At 73.0% G+C, this 21,794-nt stretch carries 22 protein-coding genes; 8 read left to right on the top strand and 14 right to left on the bottom strand.

Features of this window, described 5'->3' with window-relative positions:
• Positions 1 to 32: 32 nt before the first annotated feature.
• The 5 genes from ACIBZJ_RS06775 to ACIBZJ_RS06795 form a co-directional block, all read right to left on the bottom strand.
• Positions 33 to 224, bottom strand: coding sequence for a hypothetical protein (locus ACIBZJ_RS06775; RefSeq protein ID WP_395926365.1), 192 nt, complete (start codon positions 222 to 224; stop codon positions 33 to 35).
• A 110-nt stretch (positions 225 to 334) separates the two neighbouring features.
• Complete coding sequence (gene lipA / locus ACIBZJ_RS06780; RefSeq protein WP_395926367.1) at positions 335 to 1,276, bottom strand: lipoyl synthase; 942 nt, start codon at positions 1,274 to 1,276, stop codon at positions 335 to 337.
• A 102-nt stretch (positions 1,277 to 1,378) separates the two neighbouring features.
• Positions 1,379 to 1,786 (bottom strand): PPOX class F420-dependent oxidoreductase, encoded by a 408-nt coding sequence (locus ACIBZJ_RS06785; RefSeq protein ID WP_395927730.1) that lies wholly within the window; start codon positions 1,784 to 1,786, stop codon positions 1,379 to 1,381.
• Between the two features lie 98 nt (positions 1,787 to 1,884).
• Complete coding sequence (lipB, locus tag ACIBZJ_RS06790; protein WP_395927732.1) at positions 1,885 to 2,538, bottom strand: lipoyl(octanoyl) transferase LipB; 654 nt, start codon at positions 2,536 to 2,538, stop codon at positions 1,885 to 1,887.
• A gap of 259 nt (positions 2,539 to 2,797) precedes the next feature.
• A complete protein-coding gene (locus ACIBZJ_RS06795) occupies positions 2,798 to 3,628 on the bottom strand; it encodes a hypothetical protein (protein WP_395926369.1) in 831 nt (276 codons plus the stop codon).
• A 233-nt stretch (positions 3,629 to 3,861) separates the two neighbouring features.
• Here ACIBZJ_RS06795 and ACIBZJ_RS06800 point away from each other — a divergent pair, with 233 nt between their 5' ends.
• A complete protein-coding gene (locus tag ACIBZJ_RS06800) occupies positions 3,862 to 4,356 on the top strand; it encodes a hypothetical protein (protein WP_395926371.1) in 495 nt (164 codons plus the stop codon).
• On the opposite strand, the gene ACIBZJ_RS06805 is transcribed toward ACIBZJ_RS06800, so the two are convergent.
• From ACIBZJ_RS06805 to lpdA, 3 genes are all read right to left on the bottom strand, one after another.
• Positions 4,341 to 5,234, bottom strand: a complete 894-nt coding sequence (locus tag ACIBZJ_RS06805; RefSeq protein WP_395926373.1) for a TIGR01777 family oxidoreductase — start codon at positions 5,232 to 5,234, stop codon at positions 4,341 to 4,343. The two genes, ACIBZJ_RS06800 and ACIBZJ_RS06805, sit on opposite strands and share 16 nt — an antisense overlap.
• Before the next feature lie 97 nt (positions 5,235 to 5,331).
• Entirely contained in the window at positions 5,332 to 7,170 is a 1,839-nt protein-coding gene (gene sucB / locus ACIBZJ_RS06810) for a 2-oxoglutarate dehydrogenase, E2 component, dihydrolipoamide succinyltransferase (RefSeq protein ID WP_395926375.1), read from the bottom strand.
• A gap of 53 nt (positions 7,171 to 7,223) precedes the next feature.
• Positions 7,224 to 8,621, bottom strand: coding sequence for a dihydrolipoyl dehydrogenase (gene lpdA / locus ACIBZJ_RS06815; RefSeq protein ID WP_395926377.1), 1,398 nt, complete (start codon positions 8,619 to 8,621; stop codon positions 7,224 to 7,226).
• Between the two features lie 138 nt (positions 8,622 to 8,759).
• Between lpdA and ACIBZJ_RS06820 the strand changes: the two genes are divergently transcribed.
• Entirely contained in the window at positions 8,760 to 9,086 is a 327-nt protein-coding gene (locus tag ACIBZJ_RS06820) for a hypothetical protein (protein ID WP_395926380.1), read from the top strand.
• A gap of 111 nt (positions 9,087 to 9,197) precedes the next feature.
• On the opposite strand, the gene ACIBZJ_RS06825 is transcribed toward ACIBZJ_RS06820, so the two are convergent.
• Positions 9,198 to 10,739 carry a leucyl aminopeptidase gene (locus tag ACIBZJ_RS06825; protein WP_395926383.1) on the bottom strand — a complete coding sequence of 514 codons (1,542 nt, stop codon included), beginning with the start codon at positions 10,737 to 10,739 and terminating at the stop codon, positions 9,198 to 9,200.
• 91 nt (positions 10,740 to 10,830) lie between these two features.
• On the opposite strand from ACIBZJ_RS06825, the gene gcvT reads away from it, so the two are divergent.
• Together gcvT and ACIBZJ_RS06835 are read left to right on the top strand one after the other, a co-directional pair.
• A complete protein-coding gene (gcvT, locus tag ACIBZJ_RS06830) occupies positions 10,831 to 11,982 on the top strand; it encodes a glycine cleavage system aminomethyltransferase GcvT (RefSeq protein WP_395926385.1) in 1,152 nt (383 codons plus the stop codon).
• A 974-nt stretch (positions 11,983 to 12,956) separates the two neighbouring features.
• Positions 12,957 to 14,102 (top strand): hypothetical protein, encoded by a 1,146-nt coding sequence (locus ACIBZJ_RS06835; protein ID WP_395926387.1) that lies wholly within the window; start codon positions 12,957 to 12,959, stop codon positions 14,100 to 14,102.
• 216 nt (positions 14,103 to 14,318) lie between these two features.
• Here the strand turns inward: ACIBZJ_RS06835 and ACIBZJ_RS06840 are convergent, their stop codons facing one another.
• The 3 genes from ACIBZJ_RS06840 to ACIBZJ_RS06850 are packed head-to-tail and all read right to left on the bottom strand — an operon-like array spanning position 14,319 to position 17,006.
• Positions 14,319 to 15,146 carry an adenosylcobinamide-GDP ribazoletransferase gene (locus ACIBZJ_RS06840; RefSeq protein WP_395926389.1) on the bottom strand — a complete coding sequence of 276 codons (828 nt, stop codon included), beginning with the start codon at positions 15,144 to 15,146 and terminating at the stop codon, positions 14,319 to 14,321.
• Entirely contained in the window at positions 15,109 to 16,443 is a 1,335-nt protein-coding gene (locus tag ACIBZJ_RS06845) for a nicotinate-nucleotide--dimethylbenzimidazole phosphoribosyltransferase (RefSeq protein ID WP_395926391.1), read from the bottom strand. The genes ACIBZJ_RS06840 and ACIBZJ_RS06845 overlap by 38 nt, the downstream gene beginning before the upstream one ends.
• Positions 16,440 to 17,006 carry a bifunctional adenosylcobinamide kinase/adenosylcobinamide-phosphate guanylyltransferase gene (locus ACIBZJ_RS06850; RefSeq protein ID WP_395926393.1) on the bottom strand — a complete coding sequence of 189 codons (567 nt, stop codon included), beginning with the start codon at positions 17,004 to 17,006 and terminating at the stop codon, positions 16,440 to 16,442. The genes ACIBZJ_RS06845 and ACIBZJ_RS06850 overlap by 4 nt, the downstream gene beginning before the upstream one ends.
• 31 nt (positions 17,007 to 17,037) lie before the next feature.
• Between ACIBZJ_RS06850 and ACIBZJ_RS06855 the strand changes: the two genes are divergently transcribed.
• Positions 17,038 to 17,235: a hypothetical protein gene (locus ACIBZJ_RS06855; RefSeq protein WP_395926395.1), complete on the top strand. Its 198-nt coding sequence runs from the start codon at positions 17,038 to 17,040 to the stop codon at positions 17,233 to 17,235.
• A 247-nt stretch (positions 17,236 to 17,482) separates the two neighbouring features.
• Here ACIBZJ_RS06855 and ACIBZJ_RS06860 read toward each other — a convergent pair whose 3' ends face one another.
• On the bottom strand, positions 17,483 to 18,481 hold the full coding sequence (locus ACIBZJ_RS06860) for an aldo/keto reductase family protein (RefSeq protein WP_395926397.1): 999 nt from the start codon (positions 18,479 to 18,481) through the stop codon (positions 17,483 to 17,485).
• Positions 18,482 to 18,638: 157 nt separating this feature from the next.
• On the opposite strand from ACIBZJ_RS06860, the gene ACIBZJ_RS06865 reads away from it, so the two are divergent.
• The 3 genes from ACIBZJ_RS06865 to ACIBZJ_RS06875 are packed head-to-tail and all read left to right on the top strand — an operon-like array spanning position 18,639 to position 21,149.
• A complete protein-coding gene (locus tag ACIBZJ_RS06865) occupies positions 18,639 to 19,424 on the top strand; it encodes an ABC transporter permease (RefSeq protein WP_395926399.1) in 786 nt (261 codons plus the stop codon).
• Positions 19,417 to 20,211 (top strand): ABC transporter permease, encoded by a 795-nt coding sequence (locus tag ACIBZJ_RS06870; RefSeq protein WP_395926401.1) that lies wholly within the window; start codon positions 19,417 to 19,419, stop codon positions 20,209 to 20,211. Before ACIBZJ_RS06865 ends, ACIBZJ_RS06870 begins: the two co-directional genes overlap by 8 nt.
• Positions 20,208 to 21,149: an ATP-binding cassette domain-containing protein gene (locus ACIBZJ_RS06875; RefSeq protein WP_395926403.1), complete on the top strand. Its 942-nt coding sequence runs from the start codon at positions 20,208 to 20,210 to the stop codon at positions 21,147 to 21,149. Before ACIBZJ_RS06870 ends, ACIBZJ_RS06875 begins: the two co-directional genes overlap by 4 nt.
• On the opposite strand, the gene ACIBZJ_RS06880 is transcribed toward ACIBZJ_RS06875, so the two are convergent.
• Positions 21,146 to 21,757 carry a DUF3043 domain-containing protein gene (locus ACIBZJ_RS06880; protein WP_395926405.1) on the bottom strand — a complete coding sequence of 204 codons (612 nt, stop codon included), beginning with the start codon at positions 21,755 to 21,757 and terminating at the stop codon, positions 21,146 to 21,148. The genes ACIBZJ_RS06875 and ACIBZJ_RS06880 overlap by 4 nt on opposite strands.
• Positions 21,758 to 21,794: the final 37 nt, after the last annotated feature.

Below are 21,794 nucleotides of genomic sequence, written 5' to 3' on the forward strand. Positions count from 1 at the left end.
TCTGTGCGTCCACAGAACCGGGAGGTTGCGCCTCAGCGGGTCAAACGATGAAGAGATCCGTCGGGGGCCGCGAACGCGGCGGCAGCCTCCCGGCGATCGCGGGCTCGACGATTGTCTTCGCTCATCGCCGCCCAGGCGTTCCGGCGCGCGGTGCGCTGGCCCCCCTCGGGGAGCAGTGCGATCGCGGTCGTGAACAGTTGGCGGAGCGGCTCGACCGGAGTCACGGGCACCTCCTGCTTACTGAAAGTAGTGAGATCTTCGCTTTCCGCATGCTCATCCTGCCGGACCGACATGTCGGATGTGTGTCCTGCGGATATCTGCTCCGGGACACCTGTCACTGGACGGCGCTGGTCGCCCGCGCCTCGATGGCCTGCTGGTACAGCCGGCCGGCGCGGTAGGAGGAGCGCACCAGCGGCCCGGAGAGCACGCCCGCGAAGCCGATCTCCTCGGCCTGCTCGCGGAACGCGACGAACTCCTCCGGCTTGACCCAGCGCGACACCGGGTGGTGCAGCGACGACGGGCGCAGGTACTGCGTGATCGTGACGAGGTCGCACCCGGCGGCGTGCAGGTCGCGCAGTGCCCCGGTGACCTCCTCCGGCTCCTCGCCCATGCCCAGGATCAGGTTCGACTTCGTGACCAGGCCGGCGTCCCGGGCCTGGCGGATGACGTCGAGCGAACGCTCGTACCGGAAGCCGGGACGGATCCGCTTGAAGATCCGCGGCACCGTCTCGATGTTGTGCGCGAACACCTGGGGTGCGGAGTCGAACACCTGGCCGAGCAGCTCGGGCCGCGCGTTGAAGTCGGGGGCCAGCAGTTCGACGCCGGTGCCGGGGTTCAACGCGTGGATCTGCCGGACGGTCTCGGCGTAGAGCCACGCACCACCGTCGGGCTGGTCGTCGCGGGCGACGCCGGTGACCGTCGCGTACCGCAGGCCCATCGCCTGGACGCTCTCCGCCACCCGGCGGGGCTCGTCCCGGTCGAGGGCCAGCGGCTTGCCGGTCGCGATCTGGCAGAAGTCACACCGGCGGGTGCACTGGTCGCCGCCGATCAGGAACGTGGCTTCCCGGTCTTCCCAGCATTCGTAGATGTTCGGGCAGCCGGCCTCTTCGCAGACCGTGTGCAGGCCCTCGCGCTTCACCAGGCCCTTGAGATCGGTGTACTCGGGGCCCATCTTGGCCGTCACCCGGATCCAGGGTGGCTTGCGTTCGATCGGAGTCTCCGCGTTGCGAGCCTCCAACCGGAGAAGCTTGCGTCCTTCGGGCTGAACCGTCGTCACAGCCGAGAAGCCTACGCCGGTTGCCGCCGCGCCGACGGGTCGCGGAACGCAGGTTCGGGTTGGGTGGTCAAACTCACCCTGGAGGGGTGCCCGCCGGACGAATCAGTCGAGCGTGATCTCCACGCCGACCTGACCCGGCCGCAGACCGATGGCGCGGCCGATCCCGGCGCCGAGCGCGGCGAACCGGAACTGCCACCCGTACTCGGCCTTCATCGCGGACTTGAGCGCCGGCATCTCCTCGCGGCGCATGATCCGGGCGTGGGCCGCGCTCGGCTCGCCGAGCAGCATCCCGTCGCGATCGCACGGCGCCACGGTGACGGCCGGCGTGTGCCGCAGCCGCTTGACCTTCCCGGACTCGGAGCCGGTCCAGACGAGCAGCTTTCCTCCGGACGGGGCCGCCCAGACCGGCGTCGGCACGGGCGTTCCGTCCCGCCGGTAGGTGGTGAGGCTGATGCACGGCTCGACGGCCAGGGCGTCGAACGTGTCGGTAGCGGGAAGCGCGCCGTCCATCTGGGACACGGGGCCACCTCCGGGTAGGACGGATACGGTCGGGTTTGCCTACCACGCACGGGGCGCGCCCGTCGCCCCGTTACCCCGCAGCCGGTTTCTCAAACGTTCCGGTCGGGACCGCCCGCGAGCGTCGGGAGGCGGGATTCGACCACCGCCACGACGTCGTCGATCGTCACCGTGCGGCCCAGTTCCAGCGACAGCGACGTGACACCGGCGTCGTTGATGCCGCACGGCACGATGTTGCCGAACCCCGACATGTCGGGGTTGCAGTTGAGCGCGAAGCCGTGCATGGCCACCCGCCGGCTGACCCGGACGCCGATCGCGGCGATCTTCCGGTCGGGCCCACGCTCGTCGGCGGTGACCCAGACGCCGCTGCGGCCGGCGACCCGGGTCGTGGCCACGCCCAGTTCGGCGCAGACCTCGATCAGCATGGCCTCGATGCGCCGCACGTACGCGACGACGTCGAGCGGCCGCGGGAGCTGGACGATCGGGTACCCGACCAGCTGGCCGGGGCCGTGCCAGGTGATCTCGCCGCCGCGGTCGACGTCGACCACCGGGGTTCCGTCGAACGGCCGGTCGGAGTCTTTGGTGCGGCGACCGGCGGTGTAGACGTCGGGGTGCTCGAGCAGCAGGACGGTGTCGGCGACGTCGCCGGCGACCCGCGCGGCGTGCAGGCGACGCTGCTCGGCCCAGGCCTCGTGGTAGTCGATAAGACCCAGCCGGCGGACGACGGTGGGGCTGGTTTCGAGCATCTCCGTCATGGTCCGGAGCGTACGCCGGGGAGCGGTGCGGGTGACCGGGCTCGGGTGACTGGGCTGGGGTGACTGGGCTGGGGTGACTGGGCTGGAGTGACCGGGCCGGGGTGACCGGGCCGGGGTGACCGGGCTGGGGTGACCGGGCTGGGGTGACCGGGTTGGGGTGGCCGGGTTGGGGTGGCCCGGCCGCGTGAGCAACGGCCGGGTCACCCGCCGGGGAAGTCCTCCGAGCGCCGGAAACCCGGGCCGGGGGAGGTCAGTGCAGGACTCCGGCCCAACCGTGGGCGCGCGCGATCGCGCCGAGGGTCGAGTCGTCGAGTGCGTCGAGCGCGTGGTGATCGTTGCCGAGCCGCGCGGCGACGGCGCCGGCCAGCTCACCGGCCCGGTACGGCGCGAGCTCGAGCAGATCGAGCGCGATGCGCCACCAGCCCGGATCGGTGTCGGCCGCCAGCGGACCGCCGCAGCGGTACCAGACCGCGAGCCCGTCGACCAGATCGTGGCCGAGCCCGTCGGGATCGGTGAGCCGGGCGACCGCGGCGACCGTGCGGGCCGCGCCGCCGTCCCAGCCGTCGAGGTGGCGCAGCACCAGCGGGTGCAGCGACGGCTCGCCGAGCGCACCGGCCGCCTCGACCTCGAGCAACCACACGTCGGAGCGGCAGAGCGCGGCCCGGACCGCCGGTAGCGCCCGCGCGTCGCGCCGCCGCGCCAAGCCGATCAGCGCCTCGCGGCGCGCCTCGCCGTGCCGGTCGGTGAGGCGGGCGGCCAGTGCCTCGCGCACCGTCGTGCCGTCGATCTCGTCCATCTGGGTGCCGAGCCCGAAGCAGGCCCAGTTCCGCACGTCACCGACCGGGTCGGCGGTCAGGCTGATCAGCGCGTCGACCGCGAGCGGTGCGAACGGGGCATTGATCTCCATCGTGGCCAGGTGCGGGAGTGCACGGGCCACCGCGGTACGGACTGCCGGCGCGTCGTGGTCGACGAGCCCCAGCACAGGCCCGAACGCCGCGACTTCCCCGGCGGCAGCGTCGACCGCGCCCGCCAGATCGTCCGGCTCCGAGGTCGGGTCCCCGGCGAGTGTGGAGAGGTCCATGCGATCACCGTCCCCCGATCGCGAACGCCTTACACCGGAACGATCGCACTCCGCGGTCGAGAAGAGACTACGGCGCGCCGCCCCGTTTGTGTCCACTCATCGCGGCTGCCTGTGGATGAATTCGTTTGTTGTGTGACTGCTGTTTCTGTTGATCGACTCGGTGTCCTTCTGACCGACTTAGCCCTGTGGACGGTCGGCGCGGGCCCGGTCGATCCGGCCTAGCGTCCGTCGGCATGACATCACTCGACGAGGTACTCACGCAGGTCGATCGGTTGCGGTGCGGAGAGGCCGTCGCGGTGTTCGCACCGATCGCCGACGAACTGGCGGCGGCGCACGCGGTCGGCGCGGCGCACCGCGCGATCAACCGGCACGCGGTTCGTCTGGCGGCCGACGGGAGCGTGTCGCTGGTACCGGCGGCACTCGCCCGTAAACGCTCGGCGGGGGTCCGCGCCCGGGGCGAAGACGTCGGCGACCTGGCCCGCGTGATCGTGGACGCGCTGCTCGGGCGAGCGAGCCGGGACGAGGCGGGCGGAGACGGAATACCCGCCGACTGGGGCCAGCGGGCCGCCGCCTCCGGGGTGCCGGTGGGGCTGGTCTCGGTGCTGGCCACAGCGCTCGCCGACCGCGCCGCGCAGCGTCCTACGGCGTCCGAGCTGGCGGCCGGCCTGCGGGAGGTCTGCGACCCGCTCCCGCTCGGCCGCCTGCTCGACGCTCAGGCCAGCGCGTAGCGCAGGGCGGAAGACAACGTGCTGTCGGCGAACGAGAAGCCGTGTTCGGACAGGACGGCCGGGATCGCGCGCTGCCCGGCCAGGATGCCCTCGTCCGCGAAACCCCAGAGCGCTGCCCGCAGCGCGAACGCCGGCACCGCCACTACCGCCGGCCGGTGCAGCTGCCGGGCCAGTTCGGCGGTGAACTCGGCGTTGGTGGCCGGTTCCGGGCCGGTCAGGTTCACCGGCCCGCGCACGCCGTCGTTCTCCAGGACGAATCGGATCGCGGCGACCTCGTCCCGCAGCGAGATCCACGGCCAGTACTGCCGCCCCGACCCGAGCTTGCCGCCGAGCCCGAGCTGGAACAGCGGCTTGATCCGGCCGAGCAGGCCGCCCGAGTGCGCCAGCACCAGACCGGAACGGACGTGCGCGACCCGCACCCCGGCCTCCTCGGCCGGAGCGGTGGCGCTCTCCCAGGTCCGGCAGAGGTCGGCGAGGAACCCGGTGCCCGCCGGCTCGTCCTCGCGCAGGACCTGGTCGCCGCGGTCGCCGTACCAGCCCACCGCCGACGCCGACACCAGCACTTTCGGCGGCTTCTCGGCGTTCGCGATCGCGGCGGCGATCGTCGTCGTGCCGTCCACCCGGCTGTCGATGAGCGTCCGCTTGTACCCGGGCGTCCAGGGCCGGTCGCCGACCCCGGCCCCGGCCAGGTGCACCACCGCGTCGGCACCGGAGACGACGTCGGGTGACAGGTCGTGGGCGGCCGGGTTCCACCGCACCTCGTCGGACGCGCCGGGTTCGCGGCGGACCAGCCGGACCACCTCGTGCCCGTCCGCCCGCACCTCGTTGACCAGCGATGTTCCGATCAGGCCACTGGCTCCGCTCACGACGATCCGCATGCCTGAATCCTCTCGCGGCGGCCGGTCGGCCGCGACTCGGGACATGCCGAACCGGCCCGCCCCTGACGGGACGGGCCGGGCCGGGCGTGGCGACGGATCAGGCGAGCCCGAGCTCACCCTCGAACGCGCCGCCCTCGAGGCGGTCCTTCATCGCGACGAGGAAGCGCGCGGCGTCCGCCCCGTCGACGATCCGGTGGTCGTACGACAGCGCCAGGTACACCATCGAGCGCGGCGCGATGACCTCACCCAGGTTCGGGTCGTTGATGACGACCGCCCGCTTCACGACCGCGCCCGTGCCGAGAATGGCCGAGTTCGGCTGGAAGATGATCGGGGTGTCGAACAGCGCGCCCCGGCTGCCGGTGTTGGTCAGCGTGAACGTGGCCCCGGCCAGCTCGTCCGGGCTGACCTTGTTGTTCCGGGTCCGGTCGGCGAGGTCGGCGATCTTGCGGGCCATGCCGCCCAGGTTCAGGTCGCCGGCGTCCCGGACCGTCGCGACCAGCAGGCCGCGCTCGGTGTCGACCGCGATGCCCAGGTGCTCGGCTTCGGGGTAGGTGACCGTGCCCTCGTCCAGGTTGAGCACCGAGTTGATCTGCGGGTACTGCTGCAGCGCCTCGACGGCCGCGACCGCGAAGAACGGCAGGAACGAGAGGTTCACCCCGTGCCGGGCCTGGAAGTCGGCCTTGGCCTGCTTCCGCAGGTTGGCGATCTTCGTCACGTCCACCTCGACGACCGTGGTCAGCTGGGCCGCGACCTGCAGCGACTCGACCATCCGGGTCGCGATGACCTTGCGCAGGCGGCTCAGCTTCTCGGTCCGGCCGCGCAGCGGCGACGGCTGGGCCGGGGCCTTCGGCGCGGCGGCGGGAGCGGCGGCGGGGGCGGCGGCGGCCGGAGCCGGGGCGGCCTCGGCGGCCTTCTTGGCCTCGGCGGCGTCGAGGATGTCCTGCTTGCGGATGCGTCCGCCGACCCCGGTGCCTTCGACGCTGCCCAGGTCGATGCCGTGCTCGGCCGCGAGCTTGCGCACCAGCGGGGTCACGTACGCGCCGTGGCCGTTGTCCGCGCTTCCGGCCGCGGGAGTGGCCTCCGGGGCGCGCGACGGCGCCGGCGCGGAGGCGGGTGCAGCCGATTGCGCCGGGGTCGACTCGACGGCCGCTCGGGCCGGCGCGTCGCTCTCGTCGGCGGTCGGGTTCTGCGCCGACTGCGGCTCGGGCGTCGGCTCCGAGCGGGGCTCCGGCTGGGGTTCGGCCTGGGCGGCCGGGGCGGGCTGCTCCGGCTGCGACTGGGCGGGCGCGGCGTCGGCCGAGCCGACCACGCCGAGCTCGCCGCCGACCTCCACCGTCGCGTCCTCGTCCGCGGTGATCGACAGGAGGGTGCCGGCGACCGGCGAGGGGATCTCGGTGTCGACCTTGTCGGTCGACACCTCCAGGAGCGGCTCGTCGACGGCGACGGTGTCGCCGACCTGCTTGAGCCAGCGGGTCACGGTGCCCTCGGTGACCGACTCGCCGAGCGCGGGCATCTTCACCGAGGTGCCTTCGCCACCACCGGACGGAGCGGCCTCGGCCTGCGGAGCCGGCGCCTCCTCCTCGGCGTCCGTCGACGGAGCCTCGGCGGCGGGTGCTTCGGCCTCGGCGGCGGGAGCCTCTTCCGGCTCGGCCGCGGGCTCCTCGGCGGGCGCGGGCGAGCTCGAACCGGCGTCCTCACCGGCCTCGCCGATGACGCCGAGCTCGCCGCCGACCTCCACCGTCGCGTCCTCGTCCGCGGTGATCGACAGGAGGGTGCCGGCGACCGGCGAGGGGATCTCGGTGTCGACCTTGTCGGTCGACACCTCCAGGAGCGGCTCGTCGACGGCGACGGTGTCGCCGACCTGCTTGAGCCAGCGGGTCACGGTGCCCTCGGTGACCGACTCGCCGAGCGCGGGCATGGAGACGGAGGTCGGCATGGTCTGTGCGGCTCCTCAAACTATTCGGGCGATTTGATCGTTGTGCGGGTTGGTCACCCGTGTACGTGCAGAGGCTTCCCCGCCAGCGCGAGATGAGCCTCACCGAGCGCTTCGGACTGAGTGGGATGCGGATGCAGGAGCGGCGCGACATCCTCCGGAAATGCTTCCCAGTTGTAGATCAGCTGGGCCTCGGCGGCCAGTTCACCCATCCGGCTGCCGACCAGATGGACACCGAGCACCGGACCGTCCTTGGCGCGTAGCACAGTAACCGCACCGGCGGCCCGCAGAATCGTCGCCTTGCCGTTTCCGGCGAGGTCGTACTGGACTTCCTCGATCTCGTGGCCCCGGGCGCGCGCCTGGGTCGTGGTGAGACCGACCGACGCGACTTCCGGCTCCGAGTACGTGACGCGGGGGACACCCGCGTAGTCGATCGGCGCGACCGGCAGCCCGGCCACCCGCTCGGCCACCAGGATTCCTTCGGCGAAACCGACGTGCGCCAGCTGCGGCGTGGGGATCAGGTCGCCCACCGCCGACACGGTCGGCACGTTCGTCCGGCACAACCCGTCGACGACCACGTGACCGCGGTCCATCGCCACGCCCGCCTCGGCGTAACCGAGACCTTCCGACACCGGCCCGCGGCCGACCGCGACCAGCAACACGTCCGCCTCGAGCGTGCTCCCGTCCGCCAGCGAAACGACGACGCCTGCCTCGCCGGCGTCGGCGGAGGCGCGACGTTCGACGGCCTGGAAGCGCACGCCGGTGCGGAAACCGATCCCGCGACGGCGGAACGCACGCTCGAGCCGGCGGGACGACGACTCCTCCTCGGCGGGGAGCAGCCTCGGCAGTGCCTCCACGATCGTGACCTCGGCACCGAGGGAGCGCCAGGCGCTGGCGAACTCCACCCCGATGACGCCGCCGCCGAGGATCACCGTGCGGGCCGGGACCCGGTCGAGGCGCAGGGCGTGGTCGCTCGTGAGGACGTGCTGCCCGTCGATCTCGAGGCCGGGCAGTGTGCTGGGCGCGGAACCGGTGGCGAGCACGACGTGACCGGCCTCGTACACGTCGTCGCCGACCTGGACGGTCGTCGGGGACGTCAGCCGCCCGGAACCCTCGACCACCGTGATGCCGCGGCTCGCGACCAGGCCGGTCAGGCCCTTGTACATCTTCGTGACGACGCTGTCCTGGTACGCCGTGACCGCGGCCAGATCGACGCCGAGGAACTCGGCCCGGATACCGAACCGGGACGCCTCGCGGGTGGTGTCGGCGACTTCACCGGCGTGCAGCAGCGCCTTGGTCGGGATGCAGCCCCGGTGCAAACACGTTCCACCGAGTTTGTCCCGCTCGACGAGGACGACGGAGAGACCCAGTTCCGCCGCGCGGAGCGCGCAGGAGTAGCCGCCACTACCACCGCCGAGTACGACGATGTCGTGCGCTGGCCGCCCTCCGCCCACTGCGTCTCCTGCTCCGTCCGACAATCTCGCCCAATCTTGTCACTCGGCGCTGCCGATGCGCGACGTGGGGCCGTTCCGCGACGAGGAGTCCGCAGGTAGTGCCGGTTGCCTACACTGAAAACGGAGGAGGTGGCCGGCGTGAGTTGGTTGAAGCGTCGTAAGAACTCCCGGCCGGGGACGCCGCGCGGTGCCCAGCGCGAAGACCTCGCTCATCTGGAGGAGTTCGCCCGGACCCGGCGTGGGGTCGAGGCCTTCGTCGAGCCGCGGACGAACGTGACCGCGATGACGGTGATCCTCATCGCCGCCGACGGCGAGTGGACCCGCCGCCGGATCGGCAGCCCGGACGACGCCCGCAAGCTCGGCCAGCGCCTGAGCATGCCGGTCTACGACGTCGCCGCGGTCGGCTACCCCAACCGAATGCGCGAATGGTCCCGTCGGGAGGCGGCCCGCCGAGAACAAGCCTGACAGGCGAGCGCGCCTCCTTGAGACGGCCCTGATGTCGCGACGTCGGCGCGCTCGACTGTCACGCTTGCCCTCGGCGGGCTCCAGGTCAGAACCATGGGCGCGCGGTGGCGCCTAGCCTTCTCGGGCGATGTCTTCCACGAGTGCCAGGAGAGTCCGGAGGGGGATTCCGGTGCCGCCCTTGGGGGTGTAGCCGTGCGGGGTCTTGGTGTTGTAGGAGGGTCCGGCGATGTCGATGTGCACCCACTCGACGCCGTCCGGGATGAACCGTGACAGGAACGACCCGCCCTGCAGCATGTGCCCGGCCCGGTCGAAACCGGCGTTGATCTGGGTGACGTCGGCGATCGCGGAGTCCATGCCCGAGCGCACCTCGTCCGGCAGCGGCATCGGCCACATCGGCTCGCCGGTCCGCCCACCGGCGTCCTTCACGCGCCCGCTGAGCCCGTCCGACCCCATCACGCCCGAGATCCGCTCGCCGAGCGACACGATCTGGCCGCCGGTGAGCGTCGAGGTCTCGACGATGTAGTCGGGGGAGTCCTCGCCGGCGCGCGCGATCGCGTCCGCCAGGATCATCCGGCCCTCGGCGTCGGTGTTGAGCACTTCGACGCGGGTGCCGCCGTACATCGTCACGACGTCGCCGGGGCGGTAGGCCGAACCGGACGGCATGTTCTCGGCCATCGGCACGTAGGCGGTGACCTTCACGGCCGGCTGCAGCCGGGCGATCGCGGTCATCGTGGCGACGACGACCGCCGCGCCGGACATGTCGCTCTTCATGTCCTGCATGCCCTGGGCCGGCTTGATCGAGATGCCGCCGGTGTCGAACGTGATGCCCTTGCCGACGAGAGCGACGTGCTTGGTGCTCTCCGGCGGGTTCCACGCGATCCGGACCAGCTGCGGGCCCGCGGCCGAACCCAGCCCGACGGCCAGGATGCCGCCGTAACCGCCGGCCACCAGAGCGTCCGTATCGAGCACTTCGACCTCGAGGCCGGCCTCGACGGCGGCGGCCGCGGCCTGCGCGGCGAACGTCGGCGGACGGAGGTCGTTCGGCGGGGTGTTGATCCAGTCGCGGGCGAGGCGGACCGCGTCGACGACCGCCTTGGCGCGGTCGGTCTCGGTCTGCAGTTCGACGTCACCGCGGCCGGTCGCGTCGGCCAGGTAGACGATCTCGCGGACCGGCGGACGGTAGGTGGGTGCGAGCTCGCTCTTGTACTGGACGAAGTCGTAGGCGGCGAGCGCGGCACCCTCGAGAACCGCCTGGGTGAGCGTCGGGTCGGAGTCGACCAGGGCCAGGCCGACGCGGTCGGTGCCGGTCAGCGCGCGGATCGCGGCACCGGCGGCGCGCCGGTAGTTCTCGTGCGGCGCCGGGGCACCGGGAGCGGGCTCCACCGGGCCGAGGCCGACCGCGGCGACGACCGGGGCGGTCGTGGCGCCGAGCGTGGCCACCTTGACCACCTCACCGGCGACCCCGCTCGCGCCGAGCCGGGCGAGCACGTCGAGGAGTCTGCCGCCGAGCGCCGCGTCCACGCCGACCGCGCCGGGACCGAGACCGAGCTGGTCTCCGTCACGGTGAACGCCGATCACGACGGCGTCGACCTCGGCGTCGACGGCGCCGGCGGCGGAGACGGTCAGCACAGCTGCCTCGGTGGGTCGCGTCATTCTCGCTCCAGAGCTCGGTACGGTGCCTCGGCGATGCTACGGCGCGGCACCCGGGTCGGGTACGGCAGACCCTGGCGGTACGTTCGCCAGCATGACCAGCAGCGACCCGAGTGGCCACACCGCCGCGCCCGCAAACGCTTCTGATTCGCACGGCCTGCGGCGTTCCCCGCTGCACGATCGGCACGTCGCGCTCGGTGCGAAGTTCGCCGAGTTCGGCGGCTGGGAGATGCCGCTGCAGTACAGCGGGGTGATCGACGAGCACACCGCGGTGCGGAACGCGGTCGGGGTGTTCGACGTGTCGCACCTCGGGAAGGCGCTCGTCGCCGGGCCCGGGGCGGCCGCGTTCGTCAACGCCTGCCTGACCAACGACCTCGACCGGATCGGACCGGGGAAAGCGCAGTACACGCTGTGCTGCGAGGAGTCCGGCGGCGTGGTCGACGACCTGATCGCCTACTACTACGCGGACGACCGGGTGTTCCTGGTGCCGAACGCGGCGAATACCGGGGCGGTCGTGGGGCTGCTGGCGGCCGCGGCACCCGCCGGGGTGACGGTGACGGATCTGCACACCGAATACGCGGTGCTGGCGGTGCAGGGGCCGGAGTCGGCGGCGCTGCTGTCGTCGCTCGGCCTGCCGGCCGACCACGAGTACATGGGGTTCGTCGAGGCCGAGCACGAAGGCGTGCCGGTGATCGTCTGCCGGACCGGCTACACCGGCGAGCACGGCTACGAGCTGCTGCCGCGTGCGAACTACGCCGAGCCGCTGTGGGACGCGTTGCTCGGGGCCGGGGACGCGTTGGGTGTGCGTCCGGCCGGGCTGGGTGCGCGGGACACGCTGCGCACGGAGATGGGGTACCCGCTGCACGGGCAGGACCTCTCCCGGGAGATCAGCCCGGTGCAGGCCCGGAGCGGGTGGGCCGTCGGCTGGAAGAAACCGGCGTTCTGGGGACGCGAGGCGCTGCTGGCGGAGAAGGAGTCCGGCCCGGCGCGGCGGCTGGCCGGGCTGGAGTCGCTGGATCGGGGGATCCCCCGGCCGGGGATGGCGGTGCTGGACGCCGACGGCGCTCAGGTCGGGGTCGTGACGTCGGGCACGTTCTCGCCGACGCGGAAGGTCGGGATCGGGCTGGCGTTGCTGGAGACGGCGTCGGGGGCGGCACCCGGGGGCGAGTTGACGATCGACGTGCGGGGGCGGCGGTCGCGGGTGCGGATCGTGGATCCGCCGTTCGTTCCGTCACATGTGCGCTGACCTGCGGCGGGGTTTGTCCTCGCCGGTACCCGGTGAAATCGGCACTCTCTTGACACGCCCGACGTGTGTTCGCGAGGGGATCGCCGGGTAGCGCTGTGCGGGGGCGCGTCGGGAAATGATCCCGGCGTAGCCTTGAGTTGGAACCTGGAAATCGACCGCTTTCGACCTGCCTGAGGCGAATGTCCGAGCAAATCTTTCCTGCCCTGCCCGATCCGTCTCGCCGGAACGCCTCTCCCGACGTTCCGCCGGTGCCTCCTCCGGCGCCGGACAGAACCTCGGCGCCGGGGGCGCTGGAGGAGCCGACGACCCGTTCGATCGACTTCTCGGAGCTCCCGCCGCTGCCACCGCTGGATTCCGTGTCCGCCCCACCGGCCCAGGCCGCCCCGGCCCGTTCGAATCCGGCCCCGGCCGCTGGTGCGGGTCCGTCCGCGGTGGCGGGCTCCGGCTCTGGTCGGTCAGCTGGGGAACCGGGGAACCCGGCGCTGTCGGCCGGGAAGCGCCCCGAGGTTGATCCGTCGGCCGAGGCGCGGTCGAAGGCCGAGCCGTCCGTTGCGGGGGTGACGACTCCTGAGGGATCGGAGAGTCAGCCGCGAACGGCGGTGCGCTCGATGAGGGGGACGTTGGTCCCGGCGAAGGCCGAGCCGTCGGACGTCGAGGCAGAGCAGCCGGCGGCGAGGCAGCCGGCCGCAGGGGCAACCGAGTCCGATCCGTCGGGAGCGGAGCCGCCGACGGGCGCTCGCCCGAGGCCGGCGCCGCAGGCCGCGGAGACCCCGAAGCCGCACACGCCGGCTTCGGCTGCCGGCCTAGGCCCGGGTGTGGGCGCCTACGGCGCTTCCGCGACCGGCTCAGGCGCTGGCGTCGGCGCCTACGGCGCTTCGGCCGCTGGCCCAGGCGTCGGCGCTCACGGCGCTTCGACGACCGGCCCTTACGGCGCTTCGGCGATCGGCCGAGGTGCCGGGCCGTACGGCGCTTCTGTGTCCGGGGTGCACGGGGCTTCGGTGCCCGGCGCCTACGGGACGTCGACGACCGGCGTCGGTGGCGCTTACGGCGCGCCGGCGGGCGTGCCTCGGTCGATCTCGGCCTCCGAGGTGCCGGACGCACTACGCGGGCCGGACGCTGCGCCCGAGCAGAAGAAGTTCCTCGGCATCTCCGCGCCCCAGGTCCTGGCCGGCGCCATGGCCGCCTCCACCTCCGCGGTCGCGGCCTCGTACCTCGGCGTCGCCGGGACGGTCGTCGGCGCCGGACTCGGCAGCGTCATCGCCACCGTCACGACGGCCGTCTACCAGAAGTCGATCCAGCGCTCGAACAAGGTGCTGGCCAAGGTCGTCACGACGACCGTCGGCGGCAAGACCGAGAGCCTCGACGGCATGCTCCACGCCGGTCGCGACTCCGCGAGCGTCGCGCCCGACCCGCTGCTGCCGGACGTCGCCCAGGTCGGCCGCGGTCTCCCGGACGTGCACCTGGCCGAGGCCCATCCGTCCAACGACGAGACGCACTTGCTCGGGACGGTAGGCAGCGGGCCGGACGCGACCGCGGTGATGCCTGCGGTCACGCCGGCGTACGGCACGGCCTCCGTGCCTGCGGCGGGTTCGACGCCGCCGGGGGCGCCTCCGCCCGAGCGGCCGGACGGGCGCGTCTACGGCGGTGGGGTGCCCTGGTACTCCGGGCTTTCGTGGAAGCGGATCGCGGCCGCGAGCGCGGCGGTGTTCGTGCTGGTCATGGGCGTCATCACGACGATCGAGGTGATCGAGGGGCGTACGGTCGCCGAGGCGGTGCGCGGCAAGCCGGGCGACGGGACGACGGTCGGCCGGATCGTCGGGAACGACAACAAGGCGCCGACGTCGCCGACGCCGACCGAGAGCGAGACGACGTCGGAGTCGCCGAGCCCGTCCGGGAGCCCGTCGGACGAGCTCAGCCCGTCGGACGAGACGTCCGAGAGCCCGAGCGGCGAGCCGTCGGACACGACCGCTCCGCCGGAGACCGGCGTGCCCTCGGACGGGGCGCCCGAGGCTCCGTTCCCCGGTCAGACGCAGGGCGACAGCGTGACCTCGGCCCCGGTGGTACCCGAGCCGATGGACGGTTCGGTCACGACGAGCCCCAGCCCCAGCCCCCTCGGCTGACCCGGCGCCCAGCGCCCGCCCAACCCGGGCGGGCGCTCCGCCGTCGCCGACCCGCCGTCGCCGACCCGCCGTCGCCGACCCGCCGCCTTGGCCCGCGGCCCTGCCCGCCGCCCGAGCCCGCCGTTCCGGCGGCAGTCCCGCCGTCCCGCCGCCCGAGCCCGCCGTCCCGGCGGCAGTCCCGCCCGCCGTTCCCGGCAGCCGCGCGTGGGGCGGGGTTCAGCGGGTGACGGTCAAGGTCAGGGACCAGGGCTGGATCACCAGGACGACCAGCGCCGCGGTCGTCGCGACCTCGCAGGCCGCTCCGAGGACGTCGCCGGTGATGCCGCCGAAGCGGCGGGTGCAGTGGCGCACGAGGGCCCAGCCCACGGCCAGCCCGGCCGCGACGGCTAGCGGACCGCGCCAGACGGTCGGGCCGCCGGTGCCGGTGGCGATCGCCGCGGCGAGCACCACGACCAGCGTGGTGAGCCCGACCGCGACGGGCGAGAGCGTTCCGGCGACGAGCGCACCGAGTCCGGACGGGCGCGCGGACGGGACGCCGGCTCGGCAGGCCCAGGTCACGGCGAGTCTTCCGGTCGCGGCGCCGACGGCTGGGAGCAGCAGGACCGGCAGCACGGCGTGGGTGTCGGCGACGACCGCCAGGCAGCCGACCTGGACCACCCCGACCAGCAGCATCGTGATGACGCCGAACGGCCCGATGTCCGGGGCTTTCATGACCGCGAGCGCGCGTTCGGGGTCGCCGTAGCTCCCGAGGCCGTCCGCGGTGTCGGCGAGGCCGTCGAGGTGCAGGCCGCGGGTGGCGAGGGCCAGCGTGCCGACGCCGAGCGCCCCGGCGACGAGCGACGGGATGCCGACGACCAGCGAGATCAGCAAGACGATCCCGGCGGTGAGGCCGACGGCCGCGCCGACCAGCGGGGCCAGTTGCATGGCGCCGCCCGCGGTGTCGCGGTCCATCCGACGGGCCCGCACCGGCAGGACCGACAACAGCGAGAACGCGAGCCGCCCCCGGTCACCCACCGGCCGGAGCACCCGTCCCGTCCGGAGCACCCGTCCCGTCCGGCGTGGCCGTCCCGTCCGGCGTGGCCGTCCGGTCCGGTGAGCCCGGGTTGACCGGTCCGGCCGCACCGGCCGCACCGGCGGCACCGGCCGCACCGGCCGCACCGGCGGCACCGGCCGCACCGGCCGGGTTGCCTTCGGGTTCCGGGGGAGCCTCAGCCGGGCTTTCGGCGAGTGCCTCCTCGGGCTCGGGCCCCCGCGCACCGGCGTCGTACCCGCCGACCCCGCCGATCTGATCGCCCTCGTCGACGTGCACCTCGACCACCACGGGCTCGACCACCGGCACCACCCGCTCCGGCGCCGCCGCGGCCAGTTCCATCGCCGCGCTCAGCACCGGCAGCGCCAGCAGCGCTCCGGCGCCGTCGCCGAGCCGCACGCCGAGATCGACCACCGGCGCCAGGCCCAGTTCCCCGAACGCCTGCCGCTCGCCCGCACCGCCGGACACGTGTGGCGCACACCACCACGTCCGGGCGTCCAGCGCCAGCGCCCTCGCCACCAGCGCCGCGGCGGCCGGGCCGACGCCGTCGAGCAGGGCGGGCGTCCGCCGGGCGGCGGTCCTGACCAGGAACCCCGCCGTCGCCGCGAGGTCGGCCCCACCGCCGACGGCGAGCAACCGCCGGGTCGCGAGCGTCGCCGCCGCGACCGACACCCGGTGCATGCCGTCGCGGATCGCGGCGCACCGCTCGATCCACACCGCGTCGGGCACGTACGGGTCGTACCCGAGCGCCTTCACCGGCTCGACCTCGCACAACGCGCCGATCAGCACGGTCGCCGGCACGATCGCCGACTCGGTCAGGACGGCGGGAACGACCAGGTCGGCGCCGCCGTCGACCTCCTCGTCGGCCACCTGGGCCCCGAGGTCGAGCGCCGCCTCCACCTGCTCCGGCGTGAGCGGGTCCACGGCCGGGCTTCCCGCCAGCACCCGCCGGGCCGACAGGTCACCCGGCAGCGGATCGCCGGCCAGGCCGGCGTCCACCAGGCGGATCGAGACGTCGGCCCGGCGGGCCAGCAGGGGCAACGGACCTTCGCCCGCGAGCAGCGCGTGGGCGGCCGCGGCACCGTCGGTCACCCCGTGATCGGCGGCGAAGACCACCAGCCGGACGCGGCGGAACGGCTCGGACGCCTCGCGGACCGACCCGACCCAGCGCAGGAAACCGCCGAGCCCACCGGTCGCGGCGCCCCAGCCGGCCAGGCGGGCCTCCGCGGCCTCCCCCGCCACCCAGTCGGCCGCGACCGGAGTGAGGCTTTCCAGCAACGACGGCGGGTCTTCGACCTCCGGCTCAGTCACGTCAGGAGGCTATCCGGCGCGTCCGGCAACCGGAGCCCCCGCCCGGCGACGACCAGCACGGCGCGGTCGCAGACCGCCGACAGACGCTGGTTCAGCGAGCCCTGCGCGTCGACGAACACCCGTCCGGACCGGGTGGCCGGCACCACGGTCCAGCCGACCTCCGGGCTCACCAGCACGGTGTCCGCCCGGCACTCCGCCAGCGCCGAGACCAACTCGGCGACCGACCCGCCGATCGCCCCGAGCGGGTCCGGCAACGACCACGCCGACACCGCGTCGAACGCACCGGCCAGCCAGTTCCCCACGTCGTCCACCAGCAGGACCGACCCGGCCGGAGCCGACCGCAACGCGGCCGGAAGCTCGGACGGCCCGCCACCGGCCTCGACCGTCTCCCAGGTGTCCGGACGCCGGGTCCGGTGGGTCCGGACACGTGCGGACCAGTCCGCGTCGTCCGGACGGGCCGGTGACGTCGCCACGTACCGCACCGGGCCCGGGTGCGCCGTCACCAGCCGCTCGGCCCAGGCGGACTTCCCGGAACGGATTCCACCCAGGACCAGTGTGTCCATCAGCTCCTCCTGCGGGATGTAGGTTCTGGGCATGACGTGGCAGTGGCGATACCAGGGCAGCACCGACGGCAGCGACCTCGGCGAGGTCTCCGAGGAGTTCCCGAGTCAGTCCGATGCGGAGAGCTGGCTCGGCGAGGAGTGGCGGGAGCTGCGCACCAAGGGCGTCGACGAGGTCACGCTGGAAGAGAACGGCCGTGTCGAATACACCATGCCCCTCACCTCTGAGTAGTGGGCGGCCCGCCCAAGACGACGCTGACAGGCGAGCGCGCCTCCTTGTGGCGGAAACCCTGAGGCCACGGCGTCGGCGCGCTCGACTGTCAGCGTCGCCCTGGGCGGGCTCCGGGTTAGGGCGGGTTTCGGGTGGCGGCGCTTGGAGGGCGGGTGCGGCTTTTGTGTGGCGTCCGGTGGGGCCGCGGGGGCGGGCGCTTGACTGTCGGCGGCGCCCTGGGCGGGCTCCAGGTCGGAGCCGCACGGCGCTAGACGCGGCTGCGGGGTGAGCGGGTCTTGGCCGGGTCGCGCTCGACCACGTCGCCGAGTGCCTCGTCGATCGCGGTCAGGAGCGAAGCGTCCAGACGTACCCCGGCCGCCTTCACGTTCTCGGTCACCTGCTCCGGGCGGGACGCGCCGATGATCGCGGCCGACACGTTCGGATTCTGCAACACCCAGGCCACCGCGAGCTGCGCCATCGACAGCCCGGCCTGCTCCGCGAGCGGGGTCAGGCGCTCCACCCGGCCCAGCACGTCGTCGTTCATGAAGCGGCTGATCATGTCGGCGCCGCCCTTCTCGTCGGTCGCCCGTGACCCGTCCGGCAGCGGTTGACCCGGCTTGTACTTGCCGGTCAGCACTCCCTGCGCGATCGGCGACCAGACGATCTGCCCGAGACCGGCCTCGACGGACGCCGGCACCACCTCGGCCTCGATCACCCGCCACAGCATGCTGTACTGCGGCTGGTTCGAGATGAGCGGCACCTTGAGCTCCCGCGCCAGCGAAGCAGCCTGCGCGATCTCCTCCGCGCGCCACTCCGAGACGCCGATGTAGAGCGCCTTGCCCTGCCGGACGACGTCGGCGAACGCGAGCATCGTCTCCTCGAGCGGCGTCTCGTGGTCGAACCGGTGCGCCTGGTAGAGGTCGACGTAGTCGGTGTTCAGCCGCTTCAGCGACCCGTGAATGCCCTCGACGATGTGCTTGCGGGAGAGCCCGCGGGCGTTCTTGCCCTTGCCGACCGGGAAGTACACCTTCGTGAACAGTTCGTAGTCGGCGCGCCGCACGCCGTCGAGTGCCTTGGCCAGCACCTTCTCGGCACGCGTGCCCGCATAGGCGTCGGCGGTGTCGTAGGTGGTCACGCCGGCGTCCAGCGCGGCGCGGACGCACGCGATCGCGGCGTCCTCCTCCACCTGCGAACCGTGCGTGAGCCAGTTGCCGTAGGCGATCTCGGAGATGAAGAGCCCGGAACGACCGAGTGTGCGGAATTCCATGTCTCGACCGTAAACCGGCTCGCTCCGCGGTGCGCGACCGCGTTACCCTCGACGCCTTGCCGGCCGGCGGCGGGCACCCTGCGGGGTGCGCGGCGTGGTGGCTCATCCGAGCACATCACGTGGCTCTCGCGAGCCCACCACCCGAGGGAGACTTCCCGTGCCGGCGTTCGTGGCCCTGATCAGGGCCGGTTTCCGACGTCACTCCACGTATCGGCGGGCCGCGCTGGCCTCGGCCGCGACCAACTCGATGTTCGGCTTCCTCCGGACGTACATCCTGCTGGCGGCGGTGGCCGGGGCCGGAGGCAGCGCCGCCGGGTACGGCCCGGCGTCGATCGCGATGTACGCCTGGGCAGGTCAGGGGTTGCTCGGCGTGGTGCAGTTGTTCAGCTGGACCGAGGTCGCCGACCGCATCCGCACCGGTGAGATCGTCAGCGATCTGCAACGTCCGATCGATCCACTGCTCGCCTACCTGGCCGCCGATCTCGGCCGCGCCGGGTACGCGGTCCTCGTCCGCCTGACCGTCCCGATCGCGATCGGCGCCCTCTTCTTCCCACTGCGTTGGCCGACGTCCGGGTGGACGTTTCCGCTGCTGGCGGTGTCCGTCCTCCTCGGGACGATGGCCAGCTTCGGCACCCGCTACCTGTTCAACCTGCTGACGTTCTGGTGGATGGACCCGCGCGGACCGAACACGTTCTGGCTGTTCGGCGGCACGCTGTTCTCGGGGCTGGCGCTGCCGATCGGGTTCTTCCCCGGCTGGGCGCAGACCGCGCTGTGGTGCACGCCGTTCCCGTGGATGCTGCAGGCGCCGCTCGACGTCCTGCTCGAACGCGGCGACCCGCTGCGGCTGATCGCCGGGGGAGCGGTCGTCGTGGTGATCGTGCTGTCGCTCGGGCACGTGGCCGAGCGGGCCGCGCTGCGCCGGCTGGTGGTGCAGGGTGGCTGACGCCTATCGCCGGCTCTTCGCGGCCCAGCTCCGCAGCCAGCTCCAGTACCGCCTCTCGTTCGGCGTCGACCTGGTGCTGAACGCCGCGATCACGGTGATCGACGTGCTGATGGTGCTGACCGTGTTCCGGGTGACGCCGTCGCTCGCCGGGTTCGGCCTGCGGGACACGCTGGTCATCACCGGGACCGCCACGCTGTCGTTCCAGATCGCGGACGTGGCGGTCGGCAACCTGGAGAAGGTCCCGTTCTACCTGCGGACGGGTCTGCTGGACGCGGTGCTGCTGCGTCCGTTGTCGGCCTTCGGCCAGCTGGTCGTGCTCGACTTCCAGGCCCGCCGGGCCGGCCGGATGGTGCAGGCCTCGGTCGTCTACTCCCTCGCCCTCACGCTCGCCGGTATCAGTTGGACGCCCGGCCGCGTGCTGCTGGCGGTGGTCGCGCCGATCGGCGGCGCGATCTGTTACGGCGCGATCTTCACGACCGGCGCCGCGGCGATGTTCTGGCTCATCGACGGCTCGGAGGTAGCCAACATGTTCACGTACGGCGGGCGGGACTTCGCGAGTTACCCGATGCCGATTTTCGGGCCCGTGTTCGGGCGGGCGTTCGGGTTCGTGCTCGGGCTCGCGGCGGTCGGGTACTTCCCGGCACTGGCGCTACTGGGACGACCGGATCCGCTCGGGACGCCCGGCTGGCTGCACTGGTGCGCCCCGCTGGTCGGCGTCGCCTGGGCCGGGGTCGCCGCGCTGGCCTGGCGGGTCGGCGTCCGCCACTACCAGAGCACCGGCTCGTGATCATCGACGCGCGGGACCTGCGGAAGGACTTCGTCGTCCGGACGAAGACCGGGCGGTGGCGCCGGACGCGACGGACGGTCACGGCCGTCGACGGGGTCGATCTGCGGATCGAGCCGGGGGAGATGGTCGGGTACCTCGGGCCGAACGGGGCCGGGAAGTCGACGACGCTGAAGATGCTGACCGGGATCCTGGTGCCGTCGGCCGGGCACGTACGGGTGTGCGGGCTGGCCCCGGTGCCCGATCGGACGCGGCTGGCCCGGCGGATGGGCGCGGTGTTCGGCCAGCGGAGCCAGCTGTGGTGGGACCTGCCGCTGGAGGACTCGTTCGCCCTGCTGCGGGCGGTCTACCGGGTCTCGGCCGTCGATCACCGCAACCGGCTGGCCGAGTGCGTCGAGCTGCTGGAGATGAGCCCGTTCCTGAGCACGCCGGTCCGGCAGCTCTCGCTCGGGCAGCGGATGCGCGGCGAACTGACCGCCGCACTCTTGCACGACCCCGAGCTGCTGTTCCTCGACGAACCGACGATCGGCCTGGACGTGGTGAGCAAGGAGGCCGTGCGCGGGTTCCTGGCCGAACTCAACCGGCGGCATTCCACGACGCTGGTGCTCACCACGCACGACCTGGCCGACATCGAGCGGCTGTGCCGGCGGCTCGTCGTGATCGACCACGGCCGGGTCGTGCACGACGGGACGCTGGCCGCGCTGCACGCCCGGTACGGCTCGCGGCGCAGGCTGGTCGTCGAGCTGGACGAGCCGCGTCCTGCGCTGGCCGTGCCCGGGGCGTCCACCGAGTTGGTGGAGGCCGACGGCCGGCGTCAGACGCTCGCCCTCGACGGGCCCCTGCCCGCAGTCGTGGCCGCGGTGGCGGCCGCGGCACCACTGCGAGACCTCCGGGTACTCGAGCCCGCCATCGAAGACGTGATCCGGAAGCTGTGGACCTAGACCTGGTCGCCGACTTTCACCTGGGGGGACGGGGAGCGCATGCGGCGGAACTGCACCGAGCGCATGACGCCGTAGAAGCTCAGGCCGGGCAGCTTGTCGGGCGCGTCCGGGAAGCGCTCGCGGACGTTCTTGCGGATCAGGCGCGAGATCAGGAACACGTCGAGCAGGATCGCGACGATCAGCAGCAGCCAGAGGATGTTCGCGCCGAACCGCACCGGAGCGGGCCACTGCGGCTGCGAGAACAGCAGCACGAGCAGCGCACCGATCAGGAAGTACGAGCCGACGTTGCGCCGCGAGTCGACCAGGTCGCGGACGAGACGCCTCACCGGCCCCTTGTCGCGGGCGGAGAGGTACTTCTCCTCGCCCCGCCGCATGCCCTCGTACGCGGCCGACCGCTCTTCGCGCATCTTCGTGCGCATCGCGGCCTTCGCCTCTTTCTTGTCCGTCGGCGCCGCCGTCATCGCCCGCGGACGACTGTTGGCGGTGCGTTTCGGCGTGGGCCGCGCCTTCGGCGCCGTGTAAGCCTTGCCCGAGGGCGTGGACAGCGGTTCGACGGTGTCCGGGACGTCCTCGGACGCGGGGGCGGACTTACGACGGAGGAGGCTCACCTGACCAGGGTATCGGCCCGGTTTCCGGAAAGGCAGG

Origin of the sequence: Cryptosporangium sp. NPDC051539, assembly GCF_044454545.1 — a bacterium.
Lineage (GTDB): Bacteria > Actinomycetota > Actinomycetes > Mycobacteriales > Cryptosporangiaceae > Cryptosporangium.

Bases quoted from the DNA above. Each gene is read 5' to 3' on its own strand.
- ACIBZJ_RS06785 (WP_395927730.1), bottom strand. From the start codon at position 1,786: ATGGACGGCGCGCTTCCCGCTACCGACACGTTCGACGCCCTGGCCGTC.
- lipB (WP_395927732.1), bottom strand. From the start codon at position 2,538: ATGCTCGAAACCAGCCCCACCGTCGTCCGCCGGCTGGGTCTTATCGAC.
- ACIBZJ_RS06795 (WP_395926369.1), bottom strand. From the start codon at position 3,628: ATGGACCTCTCCACACTCGCCGGGGACCCGACCTCGGAGCCGGACGAT.
- ACIBZJ_RS06800 (WP_395926371.1), top strand. From the start codon at position 3,862: ATGACATCACTCGACGAGGTACTCACGCAGGTCGATCGGTTGCGGTGC.
- ACIBZJ_RS06805 (WP_395926373.1), bottom strand. From the start codon at position 5,234: ATGCGGATCGTCGTGAGCGGAGCCAGTGGCCTGATCGGAACATCGCTG.
- sucB (WP_395926375.1), bottom strand. From the start codon at position 7,170: ATGCCGACCTCCGTCTCCATGCCCGCGCTCGGCGAGTCGGTCACCGAG.
- ACIBZJ_RS06825 (WP_395926383.1), bottom strand. From the start codon at position 10,739: ATGACGCGACCCACCGAGGCAGCTGTGCTGACCGTCTCCGCCGCCGGC.
- gcvT (WP_395926385.1), top strand. From the start codon at position 10,831: ATGACCAGCAGCGACCCGAGTGGCCACACCGCCGCGCCCGCAAACGCT.
- ACIBZJ_RS06850 (WP_395926393.1), bottom strand. From the start codon at position 17,006: ATGGACACACTGGTCCTGGGTGGAATCCGTTCCGGGAAGTCCGCCTGG.
- ACIBZJ_RS06855 (WP_395926395.1), top strand. From the start codon at position 17,038: ATGACGTGGCAGTGGCGATACCAGGGCAGCACCGACGGCAGCGACCTC.
- ACIBZJ_RS06860 (WP_395926397.1), bottom strand. From the start codon at position 18,481: ATGGAATTCCGCACACTCGGTCGTTCCGGGCTCTTCATCTCCGAGATC.